Raw genomic sequence first — 26215 nt, 5'->3', positions numbered from 1 at the left:
CCTCTGTCCTGCCGGACATCTCCCCCGCAAGGGGGGAGATTGGATGTCGCCACTGCTTTCCCCAATCGCCAACGTTGGACATTGAGCGGAACGTCAAAGCTGCCGATCTCCCCCCTTGCGGGGGCGATGTCCGGCAGGACAGAGGGGGGTGTTCAAGCGCCAGCATCAATCCCCTCACCCAGCCGTCCGCGCCAGTTGCAGATCCACGAACTGCACCCCCTTGGCCGCCACGCGCGCCCATTCGGAATCCGTGTCGAGTTCGAGATAGCGCGCCCAGTTGCGGCGGGCCTCCAGCAGATTGCCGGCGTCGAATTCCAGCCGAGCGAGATTGAACACCGGATCGGCATAGGTCTTGTCGAGCGCGATCGCCTTCTGGAGGTGCCTTCGCGCTGAAGCCTCGCGGCCTTGCTCGCTCATCAGCCCGGCAAGATTGAACCACGCCTCGACAAAGGCCGGATCGAGCTTTATCGCGCGGGCATAATCGTGCGCGGCTTCCCTCCCGTGCCCGCCGGCGCGCAGGCAGTTGGCGCGGTTGAAGGCGGCAATGGCATCGCCCGGGTCGATGGCGAGACAGCGCTGGTAGAGCGCGGCTGCTCCGTTATGGTCGCCGCCCTCCTCCGCTGCTTCGGCCTCGGTGAACAGCTCTTCCAGCGTATCGTCGCCGGCCGAACCGGCGTTGCCCAGATCGAACAGCAATTGCCCGTCGAGCTCGCTCTGGCCGCCCTCGAGATAGATCGCGTCGGGCCGCCCATGCTGCGAGCCGACATTGAGCGACTTGGCGGTCAGCGAAGCCACCGGGCCCGAGCGATGCACGGAGCGCGCTATCGCGCCCCAGGTCGCGCCGCCGGCCACCAGCCCAGCATATTTTCGCGCCAGGATGAGGTCGCGGAAAGAATAGCGTTCGCCGTCATGCTCGAAGGCATCGAACAGCGACAAAAGGTCGAGGTCGGCGCCTGACAGCCGCGACTGCTCGATCAGCGATTGCCTGGAGAGCGAGGACGCCTCCGGCGCCTTCATCAGCCCGAGCAGGCGCAGGAATCCGTTCTCGCTGATTGGCGTCCGCCCGGCGGCGCGCTCGGCGGCGACGCGGCGCTCGATCTCGGCATCGCCGGCCTTTGCCAGATGGGTCCGCCCGAACACCACATGCGTGGTGCGCCTGGTGACACCGCGCCGCAACTGGCCGTGCTGGCGCTCGACCTCGCGTGCCGCCAGCCTGAGCGGAAACGCCGCCAGCGCGCCGATTGTGCCGAAGACGGCCCCCCGGACCAAACCGGCCTGTGCCGTCATTTCTTGCTCTTGCCGACCGCCTTCAGCAGATTGGCCTTCAGCGGATTTTCAGCCGCACCGCCCGCTGCCGCCTTGACCTTGGCCGCCGGCTTGGCGACCTCGTCGGCCTTGCTCTTCGACTTGGCGGGCGGCTTCGACTGCGACAGGCTGGCCTTCAGCGCGTCCATCAAATTGATGACATTGCCGCGCTCGGGAGCCGCCGCGATGATCGGCTTGTGGCCCTTCAGCTTCTCGCGGATCATCGCCATCAGCGCGATCTCGTAGCGATCCTCATAGTTCTTCGGATCGAAGGTGGTTTCCTTCTGCTTGATCAGCGCCTCGGCCAGTTGCAGCATTTCCGCATCGGGTTTTCCGGCCGGGATGTTGCCGAAATACTCAGCTGTTCCACGCACTTCGTTCGGGTTTCTCAAAGTACACACGAACATGCCGTTCTCGCGCGCGCCGATCGTCACCACGCGCTCGCGGCTGGACAGCACCAGCCGTGCGATCGCCAGCTTGCCGGATTTGCGCATCGCTTCGCGCAGCACCGCGAAGGTTTCCTCCGCCATCGCGCCGTCGGGCGCGAGGTAATAGGGCGCGTCCTGATAGATGACGTCGACCTCGCCCTCGTCGACGAAGGCCTCGATGTTCATCGTGTGGTTGGACTCGATGCGCACCGCGTCGAGGTCTGCGTCATCGATGATGATGTACTGCTTGTCCTCGTATTCGTAGCCCTTGACCAGATCCGAACGCTCGACCAACCCCAGTTCCGGATCGACCGGCTTCATGTTGATGCGGTTGTGGGTCTTCTTGTGCAGCTGGTTGAAACTGATGCGTTCGCTCGCGCTGGTGGCGGGATATAGCCGCACCGGACAGCTGACGAGGCTGAGCTTGAGGTAACCTTTCCAACTTGCCCTGGGCGCCATGAAACACTCCTACGCGGCCATGCACTGTCACACCGGTGCAGCGCTGTTCGTCCGAAGGACGAGCGACGCCACTGAAATCCTACACCGACCCCGCACAATACAGGCAAATCCCTGACGAAATCTTTTAGGTCGGCACAGGGTCGAGGGCGGAGAATAATTCAAATTGTCGGGACCGTCGATGGACTTGGGTGCCTCGCCCCGTTTCATGGGCGCGAGGAACCCAACTTCTGAAGGGGCAAATCCCGCGCGAACTCATCGATCTCCGCCCATGGATCGCCGGATGTCGCCAAGAGCCCCGGCAGCGAAGAATAGTTCAAATCCTGCGGTGCATCGATCGACTCCAGATCCGCCCAGCTCACCGGTGTCGAGGCCGGCAGATTGGTGCGGGCTCGCAGCGAATAGGGAGCGGCCGAGGTGTGGCCGCGCGCATTGCGGTGATAGTCGATGAAGATGCGCTTCTTGCGGTTGTCCTTGCCCATGGTGGTGGTGAAGGTGTCGGGCGCGGTTGCCGCAAGATGCGTGGCGATGGCGCTGGTCGCCTGGTGCAGCTTCTTCCAGTTCTGCTTGCCCGTCACCGGCACGGTGATGTGGATGCCGCTGCCGCCCGAGGTCTTGGCGAAGGGCACCAGCCCCAGCCCCTCGAGCTCACCTTTGATATGCACCGCTGCCTCGACCACCTCGCGCCACGAAATCCCCTCGCCCGGGTCGAGGTCGAAGACGATCTGGTCGGGCTTGTCGAGGCTGGTGCGATGCGTGCCCCAGGTGTGGAATTCGACGACGCCGAACTGCGCCAGCGCCAGATAGCCCTTGGCGCCTTCGACCGAGAGATAGGATTTGGTTTCGCCCTCGGAATTGGTCGCCTCGAAGGTCACCACCGAGGGCGGCATGCCGGTGAAGGCATGGCGCTGGAAGAAGCAGTCCTTCGGCAGGCCGGTCGGGCAGCGCACCAGCGACACCGGCCGGCCCAGAATGTGCGGCAGCATGAAGTCGCCGACCAGCGCGTAGTAGACGGCGATGTCGAGCTTGGTCGGCCCGGTCTTGCCGAACAGCCGCCGCGTCGGGTTGGTCACCCAGATGGTGGCGAGGTCGGCCTCCGAGATCAGCCGCTTGCGCTTGGCCGACACCGGCGTCGACAGGCCGACATCCCTCAAGCCGCGAAACACCGCGTGGCGCAGCGCATTGTCCGCGGTGCGGTTGGCATAGTGGATGTGGGCCGAAAACAGCGGCCGCACCCAGTGCATCTCGCGCATGATTTCGCGCGGCACCCCTTCAGGCGCCGTCGCGCCTGATGTTAGCGGCCCCAGCCTGGCAAGCAATTCAGCAGCGGTCCCGGTATCGAAGCCGGTGCCGACCTTGCCGCGATAGTGCAGTTCGCCGTCCTCGAATTCGGCAAGCCCGAGGGCTGCCAGCCCCTCGGCCGCGGCGGAGGTGGTGTAGCCGGCGATGACGAAGTCGCCGGTCTGGAGCGCCTTGGTCTTGGTCCAGCTTTTGGTGCGGCCGCTCTGGTAGATCGCGGTGGCGCGCTTGGAGACCACGCCCTCCAGCCCGAGTTCCGACGCCTGGTCGTAGAGCCCTTGCCCCGAGCCTTCAACATGGTCGGAGAACTGGATGGCGGAATTGGCGCCAAGGCCGGACAGCATCTGCGCCAGCAGCGCCTTGCGCCGGACCAGCGGCGCCTTGGTCAGGTCCCAGCCGTCGAGATGAAGCAGATCGAAGGCATAGAAATGCAGTCTGCTGCCGGCGCCTCCGGCCAGCGCCTCCTGCAACAGCGCGAAGCGGCTGATGCCCTTGGCATCGAGCACGACGATCTCGCCGTCGATGATGGYGTCGCGGCACGGCAGTTTGGCGAAAGCCTGTGGCAGGTCGCCATAGCGCGTCGTCCAGTCGATGCCGCCGCGGGTGATCAGCCTGACCACGCCGTCCGCGAGATGCGCCATGGTGCGGTAGCCGTCGAATTTGATCTCGTGCAGCCAGGCCTCTCTGGTGTCCTCGCCATCGGGCGGCTTTGGCACCTGCGTCGCCAGTTGCGGCTCGATGCGGCTGAGTGCCGGCGCCTTGAATGCGCCCGGCAGCGTGCCCGGCTTCAGCGAACCCGGCTTGGGCTTGGCCGCCGGCTTCGCGGGCGCCGCCAGCTCCTCGATGCGCTTGCCGGACTTCACGCTTTCCGGCCGCGCTTCCAGAATGTCGAGCGCGGTGTCGGCGGCAAGGTCGCGCTCCTTGAACAGCAGCCAGTTCTTCTTGTTCTCGTCCTCGCCGGATTTTGGTTTGAGCCTGGTCAGCATCCAGCCGCCATTCAGCTTCTCACCGGCCAGCCGAAACTTGAAGGCGCCGGTCCGCAGGCTCTTCTCGACATCGTCCATCGGCGCCCAGCTGCCAGTGTCCCAGACGATCATGGGGCCGCCGCCATATTCGCCCTCGGGGATGACGCCCTCGAAGTCGATATATTCCAGCGGATGATCCTCGGTCTCGACCGCCAGCCGCTTGTCTGCCGGATTGAGTGACGGCCCGCGCGGCACCGCCCAGCTCTTCAGCACGCCGCCGACCTGCAGCCTGAGATCATAGTGATCGGCGGTGGCGTGATGCTTGTGGACGACGAAGCGGTTGCCTTCGCCGGCGACGAGCCCGCCGGCGGGTTCCGGCGTTTTCGAGAATTCGCGCTTGGCGCGATAGGCTTTGAGCTTGGGTGGGGTTGTCATGGCATGGATCGAAGCGCGGCCGCCAGATGCAAGCGTCCCGACAGAGCGCAGCTTTTGAGTCTCAATCGTCCGTGGCCGGCGTCAACTCGAGCTCGGCCGGCGACAGGCCTTGCTGCAGTTGGGCGAGTCGGAATTCGTCGACCCAGTAGGCTTCGCCGTCGACCAGCACGCGCGCCTGGTAGGCGCCGGCCGAAAAACTCTGCGCGGTGATGTAGACCTTGTGGCGGTCGAGCGCCTTGCGCACCGCGGAGCGCTTTGCATTCTGGCCGATGACGGGACTGAACATGACGCTGCCCTCGGTCGCCCCGACACCCACATGGCCGCGGTCCGCAGCCTGGCGACTGGAGTTAAGGATGACGGAGACCCGCCGTCCTGTCAATTTCGCGGAGACGAACCAGGCCCGAGGCTTACGACCCGCTGCTGTTGACCGCGTTGCCCATCACCTTGAATTTGGTGTTGACCGCATTGCCGAGCGCGCCGGCGCCGGCGATGATGGCGAGTGCGATCAAGGCGGCGATCAGGCCATACTCGATGGCAGTCGCGCCGGATTCGTCGCGGATGAAACGGGAAAATAATTTTGCATATTATTCCTGTCTTCTAATCCCTCTCGCATCCAATAAACCCTACTGATTGCAGTTCGGTTAAAATTTGACCAAGCTATTGAAGGTGCTCGGACCCCGGCTTGAATCAAAACATCAAGTCGTGGGGCTGCCTGCTGCCGGAGGCGGGACTGATCGAACCCTCGCCTCGGAGAACTGGCTTCAGTCCTTCAATCGCCGCAGGCGGCGCGCCATGCCTTGGATGGTCTTGAGCAGCTGTGGTCTCGTGCGCACGTAACGCTCGGCCCGGCTGCGAAACAGGATGGCGGCATTCGCCCCCCTGCCCCGCAGTGTCATCGGTTCGCAAATCTCGGACAGAACCGAATTCGCGGCACCAATATGTTCCTTGTAGCCCTGACCGCCGACCGACAGGTCGAAGTAATCGAATCCCCGCTCGCGCCCCCACATCATCAGCTTGGCAATCGTCGTCAGGCCGGGTGACACGTTGGCGACCGCATCCTTGTCGATCGCAAGCAGGATGCCATGAAGAGTGCCTTTTCTGGCCAGCACGAGCATGGAGGCAAGCCAGGCTTGTCCGACGCGCAGTCCAAAGAGCCGCACCGATCCGTCGGACAGGCCCTGGAGGGCCGCGTTCCGGTAGAAGTCGACGGCCGATTGCTGCGTCAGGAGATCGAAACGCGCAAGCTCGCGAAAGCGCTTCAGCCGCAGCTCAAGCAGCGTGCCGAAGAGCTCCTCCGTCAGGGCGGGCGTGTCGGCCTCTACCAGGCTGAGGCCGCCCAGTTGTTCAAAGCGGCGGCAGTGCTTGCGGAAGTCCTTGGCGAAGGACGGCCTGCAGATGCGCTTGATGAGATCCTCGGGCTCGCCGTGCAAGACCAGGCCCGAGGCGACCTGGATGGAATCGCGCGTCGCCGAAAGCAGAGCCAGCGGATTTGCCACGCCAAAGACCTGTTGCGGGATACCGGCGATGTGGATGCGATCCACCGGCGGCAGCACCGAACAGACTGCCGCCCAGGCGGCTTCAGCGCCCTGCCTGGTCCACGGGCTGGCATCCGCCAGCAGCGGCGCGGAATAGTCGCAGACACCGCAGCTCAGCCATTCGACCACATAGTGGCGGTAGGCCCGGCGCCGCATCAGCGGCACCAGCATTCTGGGCTCGCCGGTCGCGGCATCGCTCACCTCGACGACGAGCAGTTCCGCACTCTTGGGCATCAGCCGCGTGGCGATCCCTTCGGCCCAGGCGTAATGCTGATGGGCGGTGCAGATGCCATTGGCCTGCCACTCCAGCCAAAGCGGCTTGACCGCCTCGAGGCTGGTGTGCAGCCGCGCCGTGTAGACACGTTCGGCGGTATCGGCAGTGGCAGCAGGAGCAGAAGCCTGCGCCGCCGATATCGGTGCCCTCCGCATTGCCTGGCTCGACATATCTGCCTCCCACCTTTCTCCCGCGACGACCGGATGCGGTCGCCGGCGATCCTGTTTTCAGCCGCATGGACCCCGCCTACCCGCGTTCTTCCAGACCAGACAGGCGCATCAGCGCGACCCTCTTTGGTATGGATCAAGCGCAAGATGCGGCCGCGCTCAGCCCTTCGACCTGCGCAAGCCACGCACTACGCCCTGGGCGGTCTTGAGCAGCCGCGGATGAGACCGCACGAAAAGCTCGGCCCGATCGCGAAGCGAAGCGACGGCTGCTACGCCCTTGCCGAGCGGCGTCAGCGTTTCGTCGATCTTGGCCAAGACCGAACTCACGGCGCCGAACTGTTCCTTGTAGGGCTGGCTGCCCACCGACAGGTCGAAATAGTCGAACCCCTGCCGCAGTCCCCACGCCATCAGTTCGCCCATGAGCCCCAGGCCCGGTGAGGCGTTGGGCACCACCTCCAGGTCCATTCCGATCAGCAGGGCATGCAATGTGCCTTGCCGGACCAGCATATACTGGACAGAGACCCAATCCTCGYCGACCCGCAGTCCGAAGATCCGCACTGATCCGTCAGACAGGCCCTGGAGCGCTGCGTTTCGGTAGAAATCGACAACCGCCGGCTGCGCCAGGAGATCGAAACGCCCCAGTTGGCGAAACCGCTTGAGCCGCATCTCGACCAGGGCGCCGAAGACGAGCTCTATCAAGGCCGGCGTGTTGGCCTCGATCATATCCACGGTTCCGTGACGTTCGAGCCGGCGCCAGTCCTTGTAGTAGGTTTTGACGAAGGACGGTCTGCCATGGCGCTTGATAAGGGTCGCCGGGTCGCCATCCAGCACGAGGCCGGACGTGATCAGGCTGGATCCTTGCGCGACCGCCAGCAGCGCGAGTGGATTGGCCACTCCATAGACCTGCCGTGGAATTCCCGTGATGTGGATGCGGTCCGCGCGCGGCAGGATGGATCGGACCGCCGCCCACGCGGCTTCGGCAGCCTGCGGGGTCCACTGACTCCTGTCCGGCAGAAGCGGCGCTGAATAATCGCAGACGCCGCAGCTCAACCATTCGATGACCCGATGTCCGAGCCTCGATCGCCGCATCAGCGGCACCAGCATCTTGAATTCGCCGGTCCCGGCGTCGGTCACCTCGACGATGAGCAGCTCTGCGCCCTCGGGCACCAGCCGTTTGACGATCCCCTCGACCCATGCATGGAGCTGATGGGCGGAGCACGTCCCATTCGCCTGGCATTGAAGCCAGAGCGGCTTGACGGCCTCAAGACTGGTGTGCAGCCGCGCCGTGTAGGTTCCCCCCGCAATGCTTCGGGAAGCTTCGATAGCTTGCCCGGCCGGTACTGGCGCTCCAGCTATCGGCGCATCGGGCGGCGCAGTCGTCAACGTCTGGATCGACACGTCCATCTCCTACCTTTTTCCCGTGGCGAGCGGGGCGGGTTCGGTGCGTCGCCACGATTTCGGCTGGCTGTCATGCCGGCCGTCCGCGCCCTCAAGCGCGAGTATGTGGCGGTGTGCGAAATACCATGAGGCCACGAGCACGACGGTCTCGGAGACCGCGGCACCTGCAAGCGACCATGACGGGGATGCGATAGCGAGCAGGATCGCGATCAAGACCAGACCAACGACCGCGCCGGCCGTTGTGATGAACGCCACGACCCGGAATTCGCCGAGTATTTCGAGGACGATGCGCGGCATGATGTAGAGCATGATCGGTACGAAGTTCGCCACGGCGAGAAGGCCGATGACGCTGACCGAAGCTCCCGCGAGCGACTGGGATTTTATCGTCGGCAGGACAAACAGGATGCAGGCTCCGTAAACCAGGCTGCCGAGCCCCATGACAAGCGACCATAGCTTGGCATGCATCCACACGCGCCCGACTTCATTGTTCCCCATCATCTTCGCAAGCTCGGGCTGCAGCATGTTCACAAAGGCCAGGCTGACGATGCGCAGTGGGGCAAACAGGACGATAACCGCCGCGATGGGCGCATAGGCCGCCGGACCGGCGATGCCCGCGACCAGCAGCGCCAGGCACTGACCCTGGATGTTGGTGGTCGTCGCGCTGAATCCCGACCAGCGCAGTTGGCGCCAGAGCTTGGCATAGCGTCGCCGCACGGGCGCTCGGAAACTGACGCGAAGCGGACGGGGCGCCAAGCGTGCAAGCACCGCTATGCCGATCACATTGGCCGCTGCAAGGGCATAGAACACCATTTGCAGCACGTTCGGCGCCGTCCAGATCGCCAGTGCGGCCATTGCGGCACCGGCAACCGTGAAGGCGAAATCGCTTATGCTGACGACCACCTGTTGGCGGCGCGCGAAGAATGCCGTGCGCATATGGCTGCGCAGCGACCACGCCCCGACGAAGCAACCGGCGGCTATACTGCCCGCGTCACCCCACAGCAGCATCAGCAGCGCGGTCGCGGCGCCCATGATCGACGCGACGACGACCGCGGCCCCTCCAAACGTCACGTCGTGCGCGTCGACGCCGGCCCTGTTGGTGCTCTTGCCCATCCAAATGCTGGCCGGGATGGCGGTCAGTGATCTGATGTAGGACAGGCCAACGCCCCCCATCACCATCGCGATGGCGAAGATGCCGTAGCCTTCCGCCGACAGCTCGTGCAGCAGGGTGATGTTCAACGCGAAGTGAAAGCCGCTCTGTATGGCTTCGCCGCCGATCATCAGCACAAGGCGCCGCAGCAGATGGCCTGGAAACACGAACTTCACGGACTGGTCTCCGCTTCGCGGGCGGCATGCGCCCGGCCAGGCTTCGCCAGCGCCACCCTCAACTTGTCGGTAGCGATCGCCGCGATCGCCGCCGCCGCCACCGGCTCGCTGAAAATCTCCTCGTATCGCAACCGGCCTGCGGCGACGAAACCGCGCCAGTCATCTGGCCGAAGGACGATCTCCCGCAGTTTGTCGGCAAGGGCGGCCGGGTCGCCGGGCGGAACATGCCAGCCGGTCTCGCCATCGCTGACCACTTCGACCAGGCCGCCAATGGCAGACACCAGCGGCGGACGGCCATAGGCCATCGCCTCGATGGCGACGCGCCCCAGCGATTCGGGACGCCGCGACGGCACGGTGACGATGTCGGCCCAGCGGTAATGCGCCGAGGGGTCCGTTACGACCGGCAACACGCTGACCCGTTCGGCCAGGCCCATGCTTTCGACCAGTTCGGCCAGCGCGCGTTCGCGCTCTACGCTTTCGAAGGCGCCGCCGACCAGCCGCACCTCGATCCTCGACCGCAATTCCGGTGACATCGAAGCGATCGCCTGGAGCAGAACCTCCTGGCCCTTGATCCTGTTGACGCGGCCGAGCAGCAGCACCCGCAAAGGGCGCTTGCCGTCATAAGTCATTGGCTCGGCCGCCGCCGGCCCCGCGACACCGTTGTAGACGACATGCGTGCGCGAGAACTTGGGATCGCCGAACGCGGCGCGTGTCGCGCGCGAGTTGAAGATGAGATCCGCATGGCTCCAGCGCATCAGGCCGACGAGTATCCTGCGCATGACGCCTTCGGGGATCTCGTGGATATGCAGGATGGCCTTGTCGGGGAGAAGGCGCGCGGCCAGCGCATAGTCGGCGACGATCGAGGTGTTGACGTAGGTGAGATCGCAATCCCGGAGGCGCCGCCATGCCCGAAGCGCGGCCATCGGCAATCGCGCCATCTCGACCGTCGCCAGCCGCAGGATGGCCTGGCGCCTCAGCACCCAGAGCGGCTCGAAGACGATGCGGCTGGCATGGCGTTCCAGGATCTGCACGATCGGCCCGCTGCGCGGCAGCACCACCTCGATGTCGGCGGACGGAAACGCGGCGCGCAGCGCAGCAACGCTCTCCGCGAAGCTGCGGTCGGAACCATAGAGTTCATAGCCCTGATGAACGCAGGCAATCCGCATCTTTGTATCCCGCCAGGTGCCGCAGCCATCGCACCAGGCGCTGGAATGCGGGAACCTTTTCGCAAGAACCATGCCTGATTGATCCGCCCGACTGGCGGACGCCCAATCCCTGGCAATGCCTCGTTTCGACACAGATACGCACAGAAGGGTTGACCGATAATGAAACAACCACGGGGTTCAATACAGTTTTTTTACAACCCCGCGCGATGATCATCCGCCCGAACGCCGAAATCGTCGGATGGCATGGAAGTTGCCCCTCCGATCTGATGATGCAGCAATCGCTAATATATAAAGTTCCGAAAGTGCCAGCGGCCATGAAACCAGAGACGCCTGCCATTCTGATCCTGGGGACGCGCGGCATACCCGCTGCCCATGGCGGCTTTGAAACCTTCGCCGAAAGACTGGCATTTTTTCTTGCCGGGCGCGGCTGGAAGGTCGGCGTCTATTGCCAGGAGGAGGTCGCGCGGATCGATCAGAGGGTACGCAGCGAAACCTGGCGGGGCATCGAACTCATCCACGTCCAGGTTGCGTCGAAAGGGCCGCGCGCGACCTTGGAATTCGATTGGCAATGTGTGCGCGACGCCGCCAGGCGGCCGGGCGTCTGCCTGGTGCTCGGCTACAACGGCGCGGTTTTCCTGACCTGGCTCAGGCTGAAGGGGCGCAAGATCTTTACCAATATGGACGGCATCGAGTGGCGACGCCCCAAATGGGGGATGGCGGCGCGCAGCTGGTTCTGGCTCAACGAATGGATCGGCGCCTGGGCCTCGCATCGCCTGGTCGCCGATCATCCCGCCATCGCAGACCATCTGGCGACGCGCCGGCCGCGCAGCGCCATCGCCACCATCGCCTATGGCGCCGATCCGGTGACATCGGCRCCSGAGGCGCCGGTCCGGGCSCTGGGCCTGGAGCCGGGGCGCTATCTGATCTCGATCGCGCGCATCGAACCCGACAACAACATYCTGCCGATCCTCGAAGCCTTTTGCAGCCGCAAGCGCGACATGAAGCTGGTGGTGCTCGGGACGCTGACCGACGAAATCCCCTATCATGTCGCCGTCCGCAAGGCGGCCAACGGATCGGTGGTTCTGCCGGGCGCCATCTACGACCAGGCGACGGTGAAGGCATTGCGCTATCACGCACGAGCCTATCTGCATGGCCATACCGTCGGCGGCACCAACCCGTCGTTGGTCGAGGCGCTGGCGGCCGGCAACATGGTGATCGCGCACGACAATCCGTTCAATCATTGGACCGCGGGTGCCGCCGCGATCTACTTCACCGACACCGACAGTTGCGCCGAGCGGATGCAACAGGCGCAGGACGATGACGCCCTGGTCAGGAATTGCGGCATCGCGGCAAGGGCCCGCGCCCGCGAAGCCTTCCGCTGGGAGGATGTCCTGGCTGCCTATGAGCGTGAAGCCTATCGGCTTCTCGGTGTCACCGCCGACGACGCCGTCGCGGCCAATCGCGCATCGCCCGGCACTGCATGACAGGCTGGTCGCGCCGGCGGGTGCTGCTGACGGCGCTGTCGACCGCGGCACTTGGCTCTCTCCCGATCGCGCCGTTCGCCCGTGCCGCCGAGCCTCCCTTCAGGCGCGGCGTCAACGCCTGGCCCTGGTTCTCGCTGACACGTGAATTCCCGGCGCCGCGCACCGACTACGGCTGGCCGCCCTTCCAGCCACAGCGGCCGGTTCCGACCACGGACGACCTGCGCCGGTTGCGCGACACCGGGCTCGATTTCATCCGTCTGCCGGTCGATCCCGGCCCGTTCCTGGCAGCCGACGCCACCACGCGCGCCCTGTTGCTGGACATGCTGGACGCGGCGGTCAGCGCCACGCTCGATGCGGGCCTCGGCATCATCGTCAACGTGCAGGCCAATGGCGCCACCCACTATTGGAATCCTGACCGCATGGTCGCCAGCGTCACCGCGCCCGCCTTCGATCTCTATCGCGGGCTGGTCGGCGAACTCGCCGGCAGGCTGGAGCGCTTCCGGCCCGGCAAGGTGGCGATTGAAGCCGTCAACGAGCCGCCGCAGGCCTGCGCTTCCGACGTCTGGTCGCAGGTCCAGTTCGCGCTTCTGACCGCGGCAAGGGCATCGGCTGCAACCTTGCCGCTGGTGGTCACCGGAGGCTGCGGCTCGATGGTCGGCGGGCTGACCGCGCTCGATCCGGTGCCCCTGTCGCCGTTCGAGCCCATCCTGTTCACCTTCCACTTCTATGAGCCCTATCTGTTCAGCCATCAGGGTGCGCCGTGGATGCGCGAGCCCGTCTACCGTTCGCTCAACAACGTGCCGTGGCCGGCGTCCGCCGGCTCGTTGGATGCGACACTGGCGTCGGTCAGGGCGCGCATGGCGCAGGATACCGAAACCACGGATGAGGCCAAGAAAGCCGCTTATGCGCAAACCGAGCGCGTGCTGAAGGTCTATTTCGACGCCCAGCCCGACCGGCGCTTTGTCGATAAATATCTCCGCCAGGTTCGCGCCTGGGGCGACAGTCACGGCCTTGCGCCGGAACACATCATCATGGGCGAGTTCGGCGCGCTGCGCACCGACGCCCGCTATGTGGCGGCGCCCAATCCCGATCGGGCACGCTACATCGCCGATGTGCGCCATGGCGCCGAGGATCTCGGCTTTGGCTGGGCATTCTGGAATCTCTTCGACGGCATGGGGATGATGGACGACACCACACGAGCGCTCGACCCGGATATCATCGTGGCACTTGGCCTGACCATGCCGGCGGACTAGGGTCAAAACCCAATCACTCCGAACGGGTTCGACCCGCAGCCGACTTTACGTTCCCCATGGCGCGATTGGCAACTTTGCGCCGCAACTTGGACGTAGTGTCCAATTTTGCGGTTGCCCGAAAGCAGACATCTCCAGCGACCATCTTGGGGGTCTGGATGCGCCAGGATCGCGCTATGCCGGCAGAGACGACTTCAGTCTCATCGGTATCGCCAGAGCCGCGAAACTGTGGTAGCCGCCGCTCAACCAACCAAAGGACGACACCAGTGAACGAACCAACCGTGGCCSAGGCGACCGAAARTATCTATGTCTCGCTCCGRGCGGACAATGCCGACMTCGACGCMCATATCGCGRCGCTKAAGGCGGCGCTGRCMCGAGACGGGGTAAAACAGGCGGTGTTCGATCCGACCAAGTTGGCGCAGAACAACCGCTCGGGCCGCAAGTTGATGCAGGCTTATTTTCGCCAGCGCGGCGTGAGCGTGAAGTTTTCGGACCAGTAGAGCCGCGCGCGGGTCTCAAGCGCGTCGGCGGCAACATCATGCCGCCGATTGGGCGCAGATGAAAATTCGTATGGACGAGGCGATCCTGCCGAACGGCGACATCAACAAAATGCCGCGCACCCGATGGCGACCTTGGCCTCAAATCCCAGCTTGGCTAGAGTTCGTGGCATGCTGAACGCCATTCACCACGTCGCGCTCATCTGCACCGACTACGATCGGTCGCGACGGTTCTACGTCGAACTCCTCGGCCTCGATCTGATCCGGGAGGTCTATCGGGAGGAGCGGCAGTCATGGAAGGCCGATCTGCGGATCGGATCCGTCCAGCTGGAATTGTTCTCCTTCCCTGCACCGGTGATGCGGCCGTCCCATCCAGAGGCGACAGGCCTGAGACATCTGGCATTTGCCGTGGAGAATCTTGATCCCGTAATCATGCGCCTGGAAGCCGCCGGCGTTCCCGTCGAGCCAATCCGGATCGACCCATATACAGAGCAACGGTTTACCTTTTTCAGCGACCCGGATGGATTGCCGCTGGAACTCTACGAAGCCCCATAAGGAACGGTTCGCTTTCGCGACCACGTCATCGGAGGCGGGAACGGCAGTCGGCAGATATGATCCGCCAACTCGGATGCGTCACCGGGCTCCTTGCCACGGGCCAGGAGGCCGACCGCTCTGCGCCGACGCGGCACTGCGGGAAGCTCTACATTTGGCTGTCTGGATGAAATTGAGGCCACGCTATCCTATGATAGCCGCCGTGGTCATCGCAGCGGAATCCAAAGGGGACTCTTCCAGGCCTTCAGTTCCTCGAGAAATACCTGCAGCTTCGCCGGCAGAAATCGGCGTGTCGGATAGACGGCGTGCACGAAGATTTCCGGCGACGACCAATCAGGCAGAAGCCGCATGAGTTCTCCGCTCGCGATCCGGGCATCGCAATAGGTTGATGGCAGCAGGCCGATGCCGTGGCCCCTATAGGTGAAAGCGCTCACTGCCTGGAAATCTCTCGCCGCCACCGACCCGGTGACGTGGAGCTTGATGGATTTCTTGCCGCTGACCAGATGCTATTCCACCTCGTTGTTGCGCGCCTGCAGGAGGACGCATTGATGCTGGCGCAAATCCTCCGGCCGCGATGGCGGAAGCCGACCGTGCAGATATTCCGGCGCGGCCACGACATAGCGCACGCTCTTTCCGATGCGCTGGGCGATCAGGCTCGAATCCCGCAGTTCGCCGAAGCGGATGGCGACGTCGATGTTCTCGGCTATCAGATCCAGGAACAGGTTGGTGATGAACAGGTCGGCCTGGATACGCGGATAGGTCTTCAGAAACGAGGACAGGAACGCATAGAACGGTTCCTGGCCGAGGATGACCGGCGCTGATATCCGCAGAAGACCCTCCGGCTTCTTCTGGATTTGGGTCAGCACCCGTTCGGCGTCGAAGAGCTGGCTCAGCGGCTCGCTGCATTGATTGAAATAGGCACGGCCCTGCGCCGTCAGGCTGAGCTTGCGTGTCGTCCGCTGCAGCAGGGTCACGCCGAGCCGCTCCTCCAGCGCCGTCACCTTGCGGCTGACGGTGGAGACGGGCATGCCGAGCGCGTGCGCGGCACGGCTGAAGCTTTCGAACTGCGCAACCCTTACGAACACGGCGATGTCGTTCAGATCGGCCATGTCCCGATTTTTGCATGGGTGGAAAACACATTCCAGATATTTCCGCCTAATCGAGAAATCGCGCCTGCACTACATCGGTCCCATTAGGGCAATCCAGCAGCACTGACGCTGCCCACCCTTTGGAGATGAAAATGCAGACGCGGAAAACGGCCGTAATCACAGGGGCTTCTCAGGGCATCGGTGCCGGCCTCACCAACAGCTTTCTCGAAAGGGGCTACAACGTCGTAGCGACCTCGCGGCAGGTCAGCCGGTCGACGGAGCTGAACGCATCCGACCGCCTAGCCCGCGTCGATGGCGACATCGCCGACCCGGATACCGCCAAGACCGTCGTCGAAGCCGCGCTTGCGCGATTCGGTTCGATCGACGCCCTGGTCAACAATGCCGGCATCTTCTTCACCAAGCCCTTCGTCGACTACACGGTCGAAGACTACCGTCGCCTCGCGGCAACGAATCTCGAAGGATTTCTGCACCTCACGCAGCGCGTCGTGCGGCAGATGCTGGCGCAGAAGCGTGGTGGTAGCATCGTCAGCATCACGACACCCCTGGTGGATCGCCCGATCGCCGGTGTGAATGCATCGGTCGCCATGCTGACCAAGGGCGGCATCGAAGCCATGTCGAAGAACATCGCCATGGAATATGCAAAGGAGCAGATCCGTGCCAACACGGTCGCCCCCGGCGTTGTCGACACGCCGTTGCACAAAGACAACCCGAAGGACTTTCTGAACACGCTCTCGCCCATGCACAGCATCTCCGGCGTCCAAGAAATTGCCGATGCGGTGCTCTTCTTGACAGAGGCGCCGCGCATAACCGGGGAGGTGCTGCACGTCGACGGCGGCGCACATCTGGGAAGATGGTGACCTCGATGAGCACGCAAGCCAGTGCAGACCAGCGGCTGAGCGATCTCGGCATCGCGCTCCCTCCGCCGCCCACCCCCTTCGGCGCCTATGTCGAAACCGTGAAGATCGGCAATCTGCTCTATCTGAGCGGCATGCTGCCGGTCGTCGGGCGCGAGCCGCAATATGTCGGACGCGTCGGTGGCGCGCTCTCAGCGGAGGACGGGAGAAAGGCCGCGGAGATTGCTTGTCTTAGCGCCTTATCCGCGGCCAAGGCGCATCTCGGCTCGCTCGCCAAGATAATCGGCGTGGCGAAGCTCGGCGTCTATATCGCGACGGAGGGCGACTTCCGGGACCATCCGAAAGTCGCCGACGGAGCGTCCGAACTCCTCGTCAAAGTGTTCGGCACCGGGATGCTCTCGGGCCGCGTCGTTCTTGGCGTCGCCAGCCTACCCCTTGGCATGCCGGTCGAAGTCGAGCTCGTCTTTGAAATCGCGACTTAGGCGAGCAAGGCAGTGCTCTGCAACACATGGAGGGGATTCCCGGCCTCTATGCCTACGCGAGCGAATTCCTCGGCGCGAACCACCAACTTCCGACCTAAACAACGTCCTCAACCCCTTGAAACACCACAGGAGCCTCTCATGTCCACACTCCGAAAGAACTTTGTCATTGCCCTCATGGTTGCCTTGAGTGGCACCATGGCTCGCGCTGATGCAAAGCCGGCCGCGAAAGATATCGTCATTGTCCACGGCGCCCTGGTGGATGGCTCAGGCTGGCGAGCCGTCTACGACATCCTGTCCAAAGATGGGTTCCATTTCACTGTCGTGCAGGAGCCGCTCACTGGTCTGGCTGAGGACGTTGAGGCCACCAAGCGCGTCATTGATCAGCAGACAGGCCCCATCGTCCTGGTCGGTCATAGCTATGCCGGTTCCGTGATCACGGAGGCAGGCGCCGATCCGAAGGTCAGTGCGCTCGTCTATGTGGCCGCACTCCAGCCCGATGTAGGGGAAGCCAGCGGGCAGCTTCTGTCCAAGTTCGCCGCGCCAAGCGACGCCATGCGGGCCACCCCGGCCGCCACGGCCACCACGGGTAAGTATTTCTTCATGCAGCCGGCGCTGTTCGCTGCGACCTATGCCCAAGATGTCCCGGCAGCCGACGCTCAATTCCTGGCTGATTCACAGCAGCAGCTCGCTGAGAAAGCTCTGGGAGCGCCGGTCTCCGTGGCCGCCTGGCGAACCAAGCCCAGCTTCGCCATCCTGACCACCAAGGATCATGTTGTGAGCCCGGAGCTTCAGCGCTGGATGTATCAGCGCTCGGGCGCGAAGGTGACTGAAGTGGCCGCAAGCCACGCTGTCTTCATCTCTCAGCCGGCCGCGGTCGCTGGCGTGATCGAGGCTGCCGCTAAGTAGACGAAATCGACCTAGGAACATTGAGCTCGTCGTCCGATCCGCCTTGGGGCGCACATACTATCAGCCGGCTGAGGTTCCCGGTCAGGCTCGACGTCCGCTTTCTCGCATTTGTCACCTGGAGCTGTTCGTCCGCGTTCGGCCCATCTCGGCCATTGGCGGCAGCCAGTTGATTAAGCGTTGTGAAACGGCTTTCCGTCCGCAATTGCATCAAAAAGATGTGGCGCGGTTCTGCGTTTCCGCGAAAGGACGAACCGCGCCGACCGGCCTGATCACCGACCGCGCCGGCCGATAAAGGGCAAGGCACAGCACCGCGACCTTGGTGAGCAGCGTGGTTTTGGAGGAGATGCTTTCCGAGGTGTTGAGAAGAATGAGCCAACCCACCACCGGCAGCCACACGCCAGGATGGCAGCGGCGCGCCACCTCATGCATGAACAACCCGAAGCTGGACATCATCAAAAGGGTGAAGAAGGCGCCCTGGTAGACCGTCATGCGCACGAATGGGTTCTCGATACCCCATTCGAGGCCGTTGATCCGGCGCAGGCTCTCGACGAGATCGACACTGGGCCCGACAATGACATCGCGCAGTTCCAGATAGTTGAAGATCTCGAACATCTCTACGCGGGCATTGGCACTGCCGCCATCCGACACGAAGCGGCCAAGCAGCGCATCGAAAAAGCCCTGCGAGGCCAATACGGCGATGGCAACCGGCAGCAGCGCGGCCAGCATCATCGCCAAAGCGGCGCCAAGCAGGTTGACGCGACCCGTGCGCAATTTGCGAAAGCCGTGGAAGAGCAAATAGCTGCCGCCGAGTAGTATAGTCACCACCATCGCCGACCTGCCGCCGAACGCAACGAGCGCCGCGCACTGCAGGCCGATCATCGCCAGCCGCAGCGGAGCCGGCAGCGATCTTGAACCGCTCAAAAGGGCAAGCACGTAGACCGACGTCACCGTGGCATTGACCAGCGGATGCCCCTGCAGCGCGCTCGAACGCGGATCGGTGGCAAACACCTCCCCATCGAAACGATAGGGAAACACCAGTGTCTTGGTGGCGAATTCGACAAGGGCGAGCAGCCCATTGACCGTCATGACCGCATGAATGACGGTGGGCAGCCGGGCGAATGTCCATTCGTCATCCTCGCCGAGCATGAGCACCAGCAGCCCGGAAGCCACGAAGGTGTCGATCATGCCGGCCATGCCTGGACGTTGCCTGACGATGACGACGACCAGGAGCACGACGGCGATGACGCTCATCAGTGCGGTGGCGGGCCGCCTGTCGGCGACGTGGACGCAATAGCCAACCGGATTGCCGAACGTGCACGAACGCCAGGAAAACAGCAGAATGATGAGATAGGTGGAGGGATGTATCTTGGTCGCCGCGCTGCCTGACAGGCCGTCGTAATTGTAGCCCAGCAGCCACAGCATGCCGCCCGAGACGGCGAACAGCACCAGCACGGCCGCGATCAGTCCAAACTGGGTCACCGCATCGACGGAGGTGCCGGCGCGGGACGCGGCAGCGCCGAAATTCGAGGCTGTTCCGCTCCAGCCGGAGGCCATGTCAGGCCACCTCGTCGACCAGCAATGCGCCTGTCGGCAACCGCCCCATGACGGAAATCGCCTGCATCGTCGCCGTCACATCGCGCATCGGCGTGGCGTTCAGCCTGGCGACGAGCACGATCTCGTCGACCATGGCGACGAGCGGCGAGGCATTGAGATTCTCGGCGAGCGCGCCGCCATCGACGACAACGAGTTCAAAACTCCGGCTCGCCTGGGCCAGCATATGCTGCGCGAAGTAGACGCCGTGCGCTTCCTGGAAGATCGCCTTCGGCCGGCCCCTGCCCAGAAGGGCGACGTTGCTGCCCGGGGCGTAACGGCTGACGGCTTCAAACGCATACTCGCCGCGCAGCACATCGAGTATGCCGGGCTGCGGGTCCTTCTGGCCGTTGCTGGTGTTGGTATCGACGAACAGGACCCGGCTGCCCCTGGCCGCCGCGGCGTTGGCGAGCAGCCGTGCGATCCTGTTGCGTTGCTGGCCGTCTTCCGGCGGCGACGTCACCAGGATCGACGGCACCAGCGGCCAATCCGGCGGGCGCCGGCCAGAACTGAACATGCGCCGGAGCGCAAGGCCGACGACGGCATCCGTCTTCTGGCTGGTCGCGACGGCCGGGCTGGTGCCGAAAGGCCACCAGCGCCGTCCCGCCTTCGCTCCCGCCGGCAGGATGCCAAGCACGGGGGCATCGATCGTGAATTGCATCTGGGCGCTGGAAAGCACCGTCGGCGATGAGTATTCCGCAATCAGCGCCAGGCCGGTGCCCAGCCCCAATCCGCCAAACACGGCGCCAAACAGAAGCAGCCCCAGTGGCGGCCAGCTCTTTTTCTGGGCGGGCATGGCGTCCGAAATGACACGCGCATTGGTGCTGTCGACGTTGATCTGCTCGCGCGTTTCCTGTGCCCGCTGCAGGTAGGTTGCGTAGACGGAACGCACCGCCTCGAGATCGCGCTGCAATTCACGCAGCCGCACCGATGCCTGGTCGGTGTCGAGCGATTTGTTCTTGAGGCTGGCGACTTTCGTTTCCAGCGCCTGCTGGTTGGCAACCGCCCGCTCGTAATCGGTCTCGGTGGCCGTCTGGATCCGGCCGAGTTCGCGCGCGATCAACTGCCGCGTGTCACGCAGTTGCTGCAGCGCGGCAATCATCGACGGATGTCGCGGCCCCAGTTCAGTGCCAAGCTGCGAGACCTGGTCGACAAGTGTTGCTTCCTGCGACCGCAGGCTCGAAATCACCGACGAGCGCATCGCTTCCGAGGTTGCATCGGGCGTGCCGCTCTGCTTGCGCATTTGGTCGACCTGCGCCTTCAGCGTCGCGGTGCGGCTTTGCGCCGCCGAAAGCTGCGTGTTGAGCTCGGTCAGTTCCTGGTCGCTGACCAGATTGCCCGCCGCCATCACCATGTTGTTGGCGGACTTGTAGGCCTCGACGGCATTCTCGGCCTGCTGAACGCGCTTGCGCTGTTCGTCCAGCCGCGCGGTGATCGCCTTCGACGCATCGGTGGCGGCTTGCGCGCGCGCGCTCGCCTGGTCGGCCAGATAGGCTTGTGCGATGGCGTTGGCCAAAAGTGCCGCCTTGTCGGGGCTCTTGGCGGTGACGATCACATCGATGACCAGGACCTTGTCCGCCCGCTTCACCGCCAGGCGCCGGCGCAGGGCGTCGAGCGTTGCCACCGTCCGGTCGGTCGCGGCCGAACCGGAACCGAGGGCGCGCGACAGCATGCCCTGCCCGTTGAATTCCGGATCCTCGGTCAGTTTGGTCGCCGCGATCGCCCGCTGCAGCACGCCCGTCGACTGGACGACGCTGACCTGGCTTTCAACCTGCGTGATGCCGCCATCGGGCGCGAGCCCGCTCGGATTGATATCGTTGGTGACCACTTGCAGGTCTTGCGGATCGATGATGATTTCCGCCACGGAGCTGTACAGCGGCGGTGTGAGGAGGCCGTAGAGCAGGGTCGCGAGCGTCAGCAGCACGGTGGTGCCGATGATCCAGAGACGGCGGCGCACCAAAATGCGCTTCAGATCGCCAAGCTCGACGGTCGAGGGTGCGTATGATCCCGCTGATTCCACCGATCCTGCTTCCGGAAAGTATTGCTGAGGCACCATGGGCAGAGATGATAGCATAGCTGCCTCCTACAATACTCCATTTGCCTGCAAGACCAAATCGCGGGCATGAACCTAGCTATTACTCCAATTGTTAAAACATTATTAATTATGTTTGGAACCCGCATGAATTTTGGCACGGAGTTTGCTTAGGTAAACGTACTGGGGTGTTGACACCGCGCAGCTGAACGAGAGACGGACGAAAATGGGGCAACACTTCAACCGGGCCGACACCAGTGTCCCATGTTCTGACGTCGGCCACGAAAATGCCAGGTGTTCAACATGCGGCTAAGCCTGCGCCTAGACGGCGATTGCGTCCGTGGCTTCCATGTCCTGCTCGCTCAACGCCTGGCCGCACTCGCGAATGTCGAGCTGTCCGTCGATGCCCGGCCGGCTGGCGGCGGTATCCCGCGCAGCGCCGAGGCCTTGTTCCAACTTGAAACAGCAATCCATGGCCTGCCCCGCGATGGGCTGGCAAAGCGCGTGCCGCGCTCGGCGCTCGCCCGCTACGGCGCGCCGCCCGCTTCGGTCGATCTGGTCGTCGACCTCTGCGGTGACGTTCAACTCGAAGGCCCACGGATCTGGCACGTCAGCTATGGCGGCGCCAGCGGCGAAGCGGCCCTGCTCGCCTTGATCCTCGCCGGCCAGACGCCACTCGCCCGCGTCGAGGAAAACGGGGCTGCGATTGCCGCCGGGCGTCTGGGAACCGAATATGGCGGTATCGCGCTGGCGTCCTTCCAGGACATGCTGGCGCGTACGGCAAGCCTGATCGTCGCTGCGATGTCGGGCGCGGCGTCGGCCGTGCCGGTTCTGCCCGAGCCGGCGCAGGCCGGTGCCCCGCCGCCGATGCCCTCGGCCGGCAAGCTTGGCGTCAGGGCGGCAAAGGCGCTGGCGCGGCGGATCGTCCAGAAGATCTACCATCTTTGCTACAACGCGCCGCACTGGAAGGTCGGCTGGCGCGAAACCAAGGGCCGGGATCTGTTCGACCTGCGCGCCCATCCGGCATCGGGCTGGCAGGTGCTGCCGGACGATGGCAGCCGCTTCTACGCCGATCCGTTCCCGATCCTGTATCAGGGTCAGCTGACCCTGTTCGTCGAGGATTATATCCACCGGCTCGGCAAGGCCATCATCTCGGCTGTGCCGTTCGGTCCGGCCGGCCCGCTTGGCCGACCTGAACCGGTGCTGGAACTGCCCTACCATCTCTCCTACCCCTTCGTCTTCGAGCGCGACGGCGAGGTCTGGATGGTTCCGGAAAGCTGCGCCAACGGCACGGTCGATCTTTACCGGGCGACTGCCTTTCCCGGCGGCTGGGTCAAGGAGGCGACGCTGCTGTCCGGCATCGTCGCCAGCGACGCCACTCTGGTCGAGCACGGCGGCAGCTGGTGGATGTTCGCCACAGTGCGGGACGGTGGCTCAGGCGCCTTCTCCGACACGCTGCATCTGTGGTCGGCGCCGGATTTTCGCGGCCCCTGGACGCCGCACCCGAACAATCCCATGCTGATCGACATCGCCTCGGCGCGGCCGGCCGGCCGCATGGTGAAACGAGGCGATCAGTTGCTGCGCCCGGTGCAGGACTGTCGCAGGAGCTATGGCGCGGCGCTCGGCATCGCACGCATCTCTCACCTTGATTTGATCGGCATGGAGCAGGTTGTTGAGACGATCTTAAATCCAGGTGCGCTATGGGATGGGCGCAAGCTCCACACGCTCAACGAGGCGGGTGGTTTCGAGTTCATCGACGGGTCGGCGATTGCACCGCGCTGGAAGCAACGGGGCGGGCGGTATTAACCTAAACATTGGTTACTACCAGTCGCGCCCGCAAGTTGCTTGAGGTTGATTTGGGTCCGGACGTATTTTCCACCACAGATTGCAGAGCGGAAAGATGACCAGCAGAAAGGGCGGCGAAATGAGTATCGCAGAGGCTGGCCCAGCCGAAGTCGACGTGGCGATTGTCGGCGCCGGGCTGGCCGGAACAACCTTGGCGACGGTGCTTGGAAAAGCCGGGCGCAAGGTGGCGTTGATCGATCCGCACCGCGTCCATCACGACGAGTTCAGGGCTGAGAAGATCGGCACGAAGCAGATGCAGCTGTTCAAGAGGCTGGGCCTCGACACGACGATTTTGCCTCTCGTCACCCCGATGGACGAGGTCCATATCTTTCGCCTCGGACAATTGTTCGCGCGTGAAACCCATCGCGAGTTTGGATTTTCCTATGGCGCGCTGATCAACGGCCTGCGCGACGCGCTGCCGCCGCAAGTTCCGTTGACGGTAGGCAAGGTCGCCGAGATCACCACCGGATCGGACAAGCAGCGGCTTGTGCTCGCCGACGGCTCCGTCGTCGACGCGCGGCTTCTGGTGGTGGCCACCGGCTACAGCGAAGCGGTGCGGCGCGCCATCGGCGTGAACCGCATTGAAGAATCTAAGGCATTTTCGCTATCGATCGGCTTCGACCTCGCCATCGCGCCGCGTGACTGCGCCTATGAGTCAGTCACCAGCTACGGCAAACGGGCCGGGGACCGTGTCGCCTACATCACCGTCTTTCCCATCGGCAACAAGATGCGGGCGAACATGTTCGTCTACCGGCAGGTGGCCGAGCCGTGGACAAGGGCGTTTCGCCAGGACCCGCAAAAGATGCTTTGCGAGCTGATGCCCGAGATATCAGCGCAATGCGGGAACTTCGAGATCGCTGGCCCCGTCGAGGTCAGGCAGATCAATCTGACCACGACGCAAGGCCATCGCCGCGACGGAGTGGTTTTCGTCGGCGACGCCTTCTTGACGACGTGTCCAACGCCGGGCGTCGGCATCGAGCGCGTGATGACCGATGTCGATCGGCTCCATTCGGTGCACATTCCGCGCTGGCTGGAAACACCAGGCATGGCGGCTGACAAGATCTGCGCCTTCTATGACGACCCGGTCAAGATCGCCGCCGATGAGAATGGCATGAGGTCCAGCATCTATTCCAAGGCGATCACCACCGGCACAGAGCTGGAATGGCGCATCCGCCGCCTGCGCAACAACACCGCGCGCCAGCTGATGATCGTCGGCCGCAAGATAAGGCATTTGGGCCTGCGGCGGGCAAATGCTGTCGCCGGCGAAGCGTCATAGAACACCCCGCCCGGATCACCCCAGCCTTGCATGCTTCGCGCGCGTGCGCGCAGGAGGCGGGAACGATATCGCCCGTCAGGTGTTAGAAACTTATGACAAACACCATGGAACCCCACGGTCACGGGATGGTGGCCGATATTTTGGCCTTGGAAGTTGCCAATGCCAGGCAGCGCATCAACCGGACCGAGCTCGCGATTCAACGCACAGAAGAAATGCTGGCCGAGAACATCGCGCTGCGCAGCAGGATACAAACCGCGCAACGGCGTCTCGTCGAGACCGCGGAGCGCTTGGTGAAGATTTCCAGCGCAACGGCGCCGCTGTAGCCGGTAGCGGCGATCGCCTTCCATGCAGGCCGCCAGGGCCAGGTGCAGCGCCACTGCCTGCCGACACTGGCTATTGTCGGTTTCCTCCCCCGGAACGCGGGCTGCTGCCTGGCGAGCCAACGGATTCCCGCATGAAAACCTGGCAAGGCTCGAGCCGTGCTCTCGGCGGCCCCTCCCCGCCTTCAATCCTGGCAAACAGGGCGTCCATGGCGTGGCCGGCGATCTGGCGCACCGGCTGCACCACGGCGGCGATGGCCGGCCATGTCACCTGCATCCACTCGGCATCGTCGAAGCCAACCAGCGAAATGTCGTTGGGGCAGTGCCAGCCACGCCGTCGGAACTCGGACAGCGCCACCAGCGTGCCTTTGAGGAACAGCGAATAGACGGCGCTCGGACGTTGGCCCCCGCTCCCACCTTCGCCTTGGTCGAAATAGGCGCGCAATTGCGCCCGCAGCGGTTCGACATCGCCTTCGGCAAGCACGACGTCGATGCGCACATCTGGCGCCAGCGCCAACGCGGTGCCACGAAAGCCGTCGAGGCGGGCGTGCATCGTGGCTGCCTGTTCGCCAAGGCCGACAACCAGGATGTGGCGGTGGCCCTTGCCGATCAGTTCGCGCGCCACCTCGGCACTGGCCGCCGCACTGTCGGCCGACACGGTGTCGAAGGCGTCGTCCGACAGCACGCGATCGATCAGCACGCCGGTCATGCCGTTGGCCTTCATGAACCCGGCCGCCGGGCCGTGCTCGTTGCGCACCGGCGCCAGCACGACGCCGGCCACCCTCCAGTCATGCATGCGTTCGAGGATTTCTTTTTCGCGCACCTCTGATTCACGGCTCGATGCGGCCACCAGCGTATAGCCGCGCTGCTCGGCCAGGCTTTCGAGCTGGGTGACCATCTGGCCGAAGAACTCGCTCTCGAACTCCGGCATGATGGCACCGATGATGCGGCGCTTGGCCCGCCGCATGTCGGAGGCTAGCGGATCGACGCGGTAGCCCAAAAGCTCTACGGCGTCGAAGACACGCTGCGCATTCTCGGGCTTCACCGTGGTGACGCCGGCCATGACCTTGGAGACGGTGGCGGTCGACACGCCGGCATAGCTTGCCACGTCGTGGATCGACGGACGCCGCCGCTGGCCCTGCCTATGCGCCATTGGTCCTCCTCACGAGGCGCGGACGTCAGCATTTTTCGTCCGCCACCAATCGAGTAAATCGATTTTTCGCGATTGTAAATCGTTTAATCGGAGGTATTTTGTCTCCGTGCGTGT

At 64.0% G+C, this 26215-nt stretch carries 22 protein-coding genes and 1 pseudogene; 10 read left to right on the top strand and 13 right to left on the bottom strand.

What is annotated here, in order from left to right; translation table 11 throughout:
• Window positions 1-174: 174 nt before the first annotated feature.
• The 9 genes from AC1D0I_RS19090 to AC1D0I_RS19050 form a co-directional block, all read right to left on the bottom strand.
• A complete protein-coding gene (locus AC1D0I_RS19090; protein ID WP_477396996.1) occupies window positions 175-1287 on the bottom strand; it encodes a tetratricopeptide repeat protein in 1113 nt (370 codons plus the stop codon).
• Window positions 1284-2192, bottom strand: a complete 909-nt coding sequence (ku, locus tag AC1D0I_RS19085; RefSeq protein WP_477396994.1) for a non-homologous end joining protein Ku — start codon at window positions 2190-2192, stop codon at window positions 1284-1286. Before ku ends, AC1D0I_RS19090 begins: the two co-directional genes overlap by 4 nt.
• 203 nt (window positions 2193-2395) lie before the next feature.
• A complete protein-coding gene (gene ligD, locus AC1D0I_RS19080; RefSeq protein WP_477396992.1) occupies window positions 2396-4888 on the bottom strand; it encodes a DNA ligase D in 2493 nt (830 codons plus the stop codon).
• A 61-nt stretch (window positions 4889-4949) separates the two neighbouring features.
• Window positions 4950-5174 carry a hypothetical protein gene (locus AC1D0I_RS19075; protein ID WP_184875376.1) on the bottom strand — a complete coding sequence of 75 codons (225 nt, stop codon included), beginning with the start codon at window positions 5172-5174 and terminating at the stop codon, window positions 4950-4952.
• 121 nt (window positions 5175-5295) lie between these two features.
• Complete coding sequence (locus tag AC1D0I_RS19070) at window positions 5296-5448, bottom strand: Flp family type IVb pilin (protein WP_477397006.1); 153 nt, start codon at window positions 5446-5448, stop codon at window positions 5296-5298.
• Between the two features lie 201 nt (window positions 5449-5649).
• Window positions 5650-6867: a GNAT family N-acetyltransferase gene (locus AC1D0I_RS19065; RefSeq protein WP_477396990.1), complete on the bottom strand. Its 1218-nt coding sequence runs from the start codon at window positions 6865-6867 to the stop codon at window positions 5650-5652.
• Between the two features lie 156 nt (window positions 6868-7023).
• Window positions 7024-8268, bottom strand: coding sequence for a GNAT family N-acetyltransferase (locus tag AC1D0I_RS19060; protein ID WP_477396988.1), 1245 nt, complete (start codon window positions 8266-8268; stop codon window positions 7024-7026).
• 3 nt (window positions 8269-8271) lie between these two features.
• A complete protein-coding gene (locus AC1D0I_RS19055) occupies window positions 8272-9540 on the bottom strand; it encodes an MATE family efflux transporter (protein ID WP_477396986.1) in 1269 nt (422 codons plus the stop codon).
• A gap of 41 nt (window positions 9541-9581) precedes the next feature.
• A complete protein-coding gene (locus tag AC1D0I_RS19050) occupies window positions 9582-10751 on the bottom strand; it encodes a glycosyltransferase family 4 protein (protein ID WP_477396984.1) in 1170 nt (389 codons plus the stop codon).
• A 314-nt stretch (window positions 10752-11065) separates the two neighbouring features.
• Here AC1D0I_RS19050 and AC1D0I_RS19045 point away from each other — a divergent pair, with 314 nt between their 5' ends.
• The 4 genes from AC1D0I_RS19045 to gloA2 all read left to right on the top strand — a co-directional run bounded on the left by AC1D0I_RS19045 (window position 11066) and on the right by gloA2 (window position 14537).
• Window positions 11066-12235: a DUF1972 domain-containing protein gene (locus tag AC1D0I_RS19045; RefSeq protein WP_477396982.1), complete on the top strand. Its 1170-nt coding sequence runs from the start codon at window positions 11066-11068 to the stop codon at window positions 12233-12235.
• Complete coding sequence (locus tag AC1D0I_RS19040) at window positions 12232-13488, top strand: glycoside hydrolase family 5 protein (RefSeq protein WP_477396980.1); 1257 nt, start codon at window positions 12232-12234, stop codon at window positions 13486-13488. The genes AC1D0I_RS19045 and AC1D0I_RS19040 overlap by 4 nt, the downstream gene beginning before the upstream one ends.
• A gap of 263 nt (window positions 13489-13751) precedes the next feature.
• Window positions 13752-13985, top strand: coding sequence for a hypothetical protein (locus AC1D0I_RS19035; RefSeq protein ID WP_477396978.1), 234 nt, complete (start codon window positions 13752-13754; stop codon window positions 13983-13985).
• A gap of 168 nt (window positions 13986-14153) precedes the next feature.
• On the top strand, window positions 14154-14537 hold the full coding sequence (gloA2, locus tag AC1D0I_RS19030; RefSeq protein WP_477226722.1) for an SMU1112c/YaeR family gloxylase I-like metalloprotein: 384 nt from the start codon (window positions 14154-14156) through the stop codon (window positions 14535-14537).
• 203 nt (window positions 14538-14740) lie between these two features.
• Here gloA2 and AC1D0I_RS19025 read toward each other — a convergent pair.
• Window positions 14741-15643 (bottom strand): annotated as a pseudogene (locus AC1D0I_RS19025) (LysR family transcriptional regulator).
• Window positions 15644-15774: 131 nt separating this feature from the next.
• On the opposite strand from AC1D0I_RS19025, the gene AC1D0I_RS19020 reads away from it, so the two are divergent.
• From AC1D0I_RS19020 to AC1D0I_RS19010, 3 genes are all read left to right on the top strand, one after another.
• Window positions 15775-16500 carry an SDR family NAD(P)-dependent oxidoreductase gene (locus AC1D0I_RS19020; protein WP_457152335.1) on the top strand — a complete coding sequence of 242 codons (726 nt, stop codon included), beginning with the start codon at window positions 15775-15777 and terminating at the stop codon, window positions 16498-16500.
• Window positions 16494-16979, top strand: a complete 486-nt coding sequence (locus tag AC1D0I_RS19015; RefSeq protein WP_477301472.1) for a RidA family protein — start codon at window positions 16494-16496, stop codon at window positions 16977-16979. The genes AC1D0I_RS19020 and AC1D0I_RS19015 overlap by 7 nt, the downstream gene beginning before the upstream one ends.
• A 138-nt stretch (window positions 16980-17117) precedes the next feature.
• Entirely contained in the window at window positions 17118-17885 is a 768-nt protein-coding gene (locus tag AC1D0I_RS19010; protein WP_477396976.1) for an alpha/beta fold hydrolase, read from the top strand.
• A gap of 207 nt (window positions 17886-18092) precedes the next feature.
• On the opposite strand, the gene AC1D0I_RS19005 is transcribed toward AC1D0I_RS19010, so the two are convergent.
• Together AC1D0I_RS19005 and AC1D0I_RS19000 are read right to left on the bottom strand one after the other, a co-directional pair.
• Window positions 18093-19439: a VpsF family polysaccharide biosynthesis protein gene (locus AC1D0I_RS19005; protein ID WP_477396974.1), complete on the bottom strand. Its 1347-nt coding sequence runs from the start codon at window positions 19437-19439 to the stop codon at window positions 18093-18095.
• A gap of 1 nt (window position 19440) precedes the next feature.
• Complete coding sequence (locus tag AC1D0I_RS19000; RefSeq protein ID WP_477396972.1) at window positions 19441-21495, bottom strand: GumC family protein; 2055 nt, start codon at window positions 21493-21495, stop codon at window positions 19441-19443.
• A gap of 315 nt (window positions 21496-21810) precedes the next feature.
• Here AC1D0I_RS19000 and AC1D0I_RS18995 point away from each other — a divergent pair, with 315 nt between their 5' ends.
• The 3 genes from AC1D0I_RS18995 (at window position 21811) to AC1D0I_RS18985 (ending at window position 24951) form a co-directional block, all read left to right on the top strand.
• Window positions 21811-23313, top strand: coding sequence for a glucosamine inositolphosphorylceramide transferase family protein (locus tag AC1D0I_RS18995; protein ID WP_477396970.1), 1503 nt, complete (start codon window positions 21811-21813; stop codon window positions 23311-23313).
• A gap of 94 nt (window positions 23314-23407) precedes the next feature.
• On the top strand, window positions 23408-24628 hold the full coding sequence (locus AC1D0I_RS18990) for an FAD-dependent oxidoreductase (RefSeq protein WP_477396968.1): 1221 nt from the start codon (window positions 23408-23410) through the stop codon (window positions 24626-24628).
• Window positions 24629-24720: 92 nt separating this feature from the next.
• Complete coding sequence (locus AC1D0I_RS18985; RefSeq protein ID WP_477301461.1) at window positions 24721-24951, top strand: hypothetical protein; 231 nt, start codon at window positions 24721-24723, stop codon at window positions 24949-24951.
• Between the two features lie 70 nt (window positions 24952-25021).
• Here AC1D0I_RS18985 and AC1D0I_RS18980 read toward each other — a convergent pair whose 3' ends face one another.
• Window positions 25022-26101 carry a LacI family DNA-binding transcriptional regulator gene (locus AC1D0I_RS18980; RefSeq protein WP_477396966.1) on the bottom strand — a complete coding sequence of 360 codons (1080 nt, stop codon included), beginning with the start codon at window positions 26099-26101 and terminating at the stop codon, window positions 25022-25024.
• Window positions 26102-26215: the final 114 nt, after the last annotated feature.

The organism is Mesorhizobium sp. P2_D1 (assembly GCF_056404455.1).
This window is presented reverse-complemented; position numbering and strand designations above follow the sequence as displayed.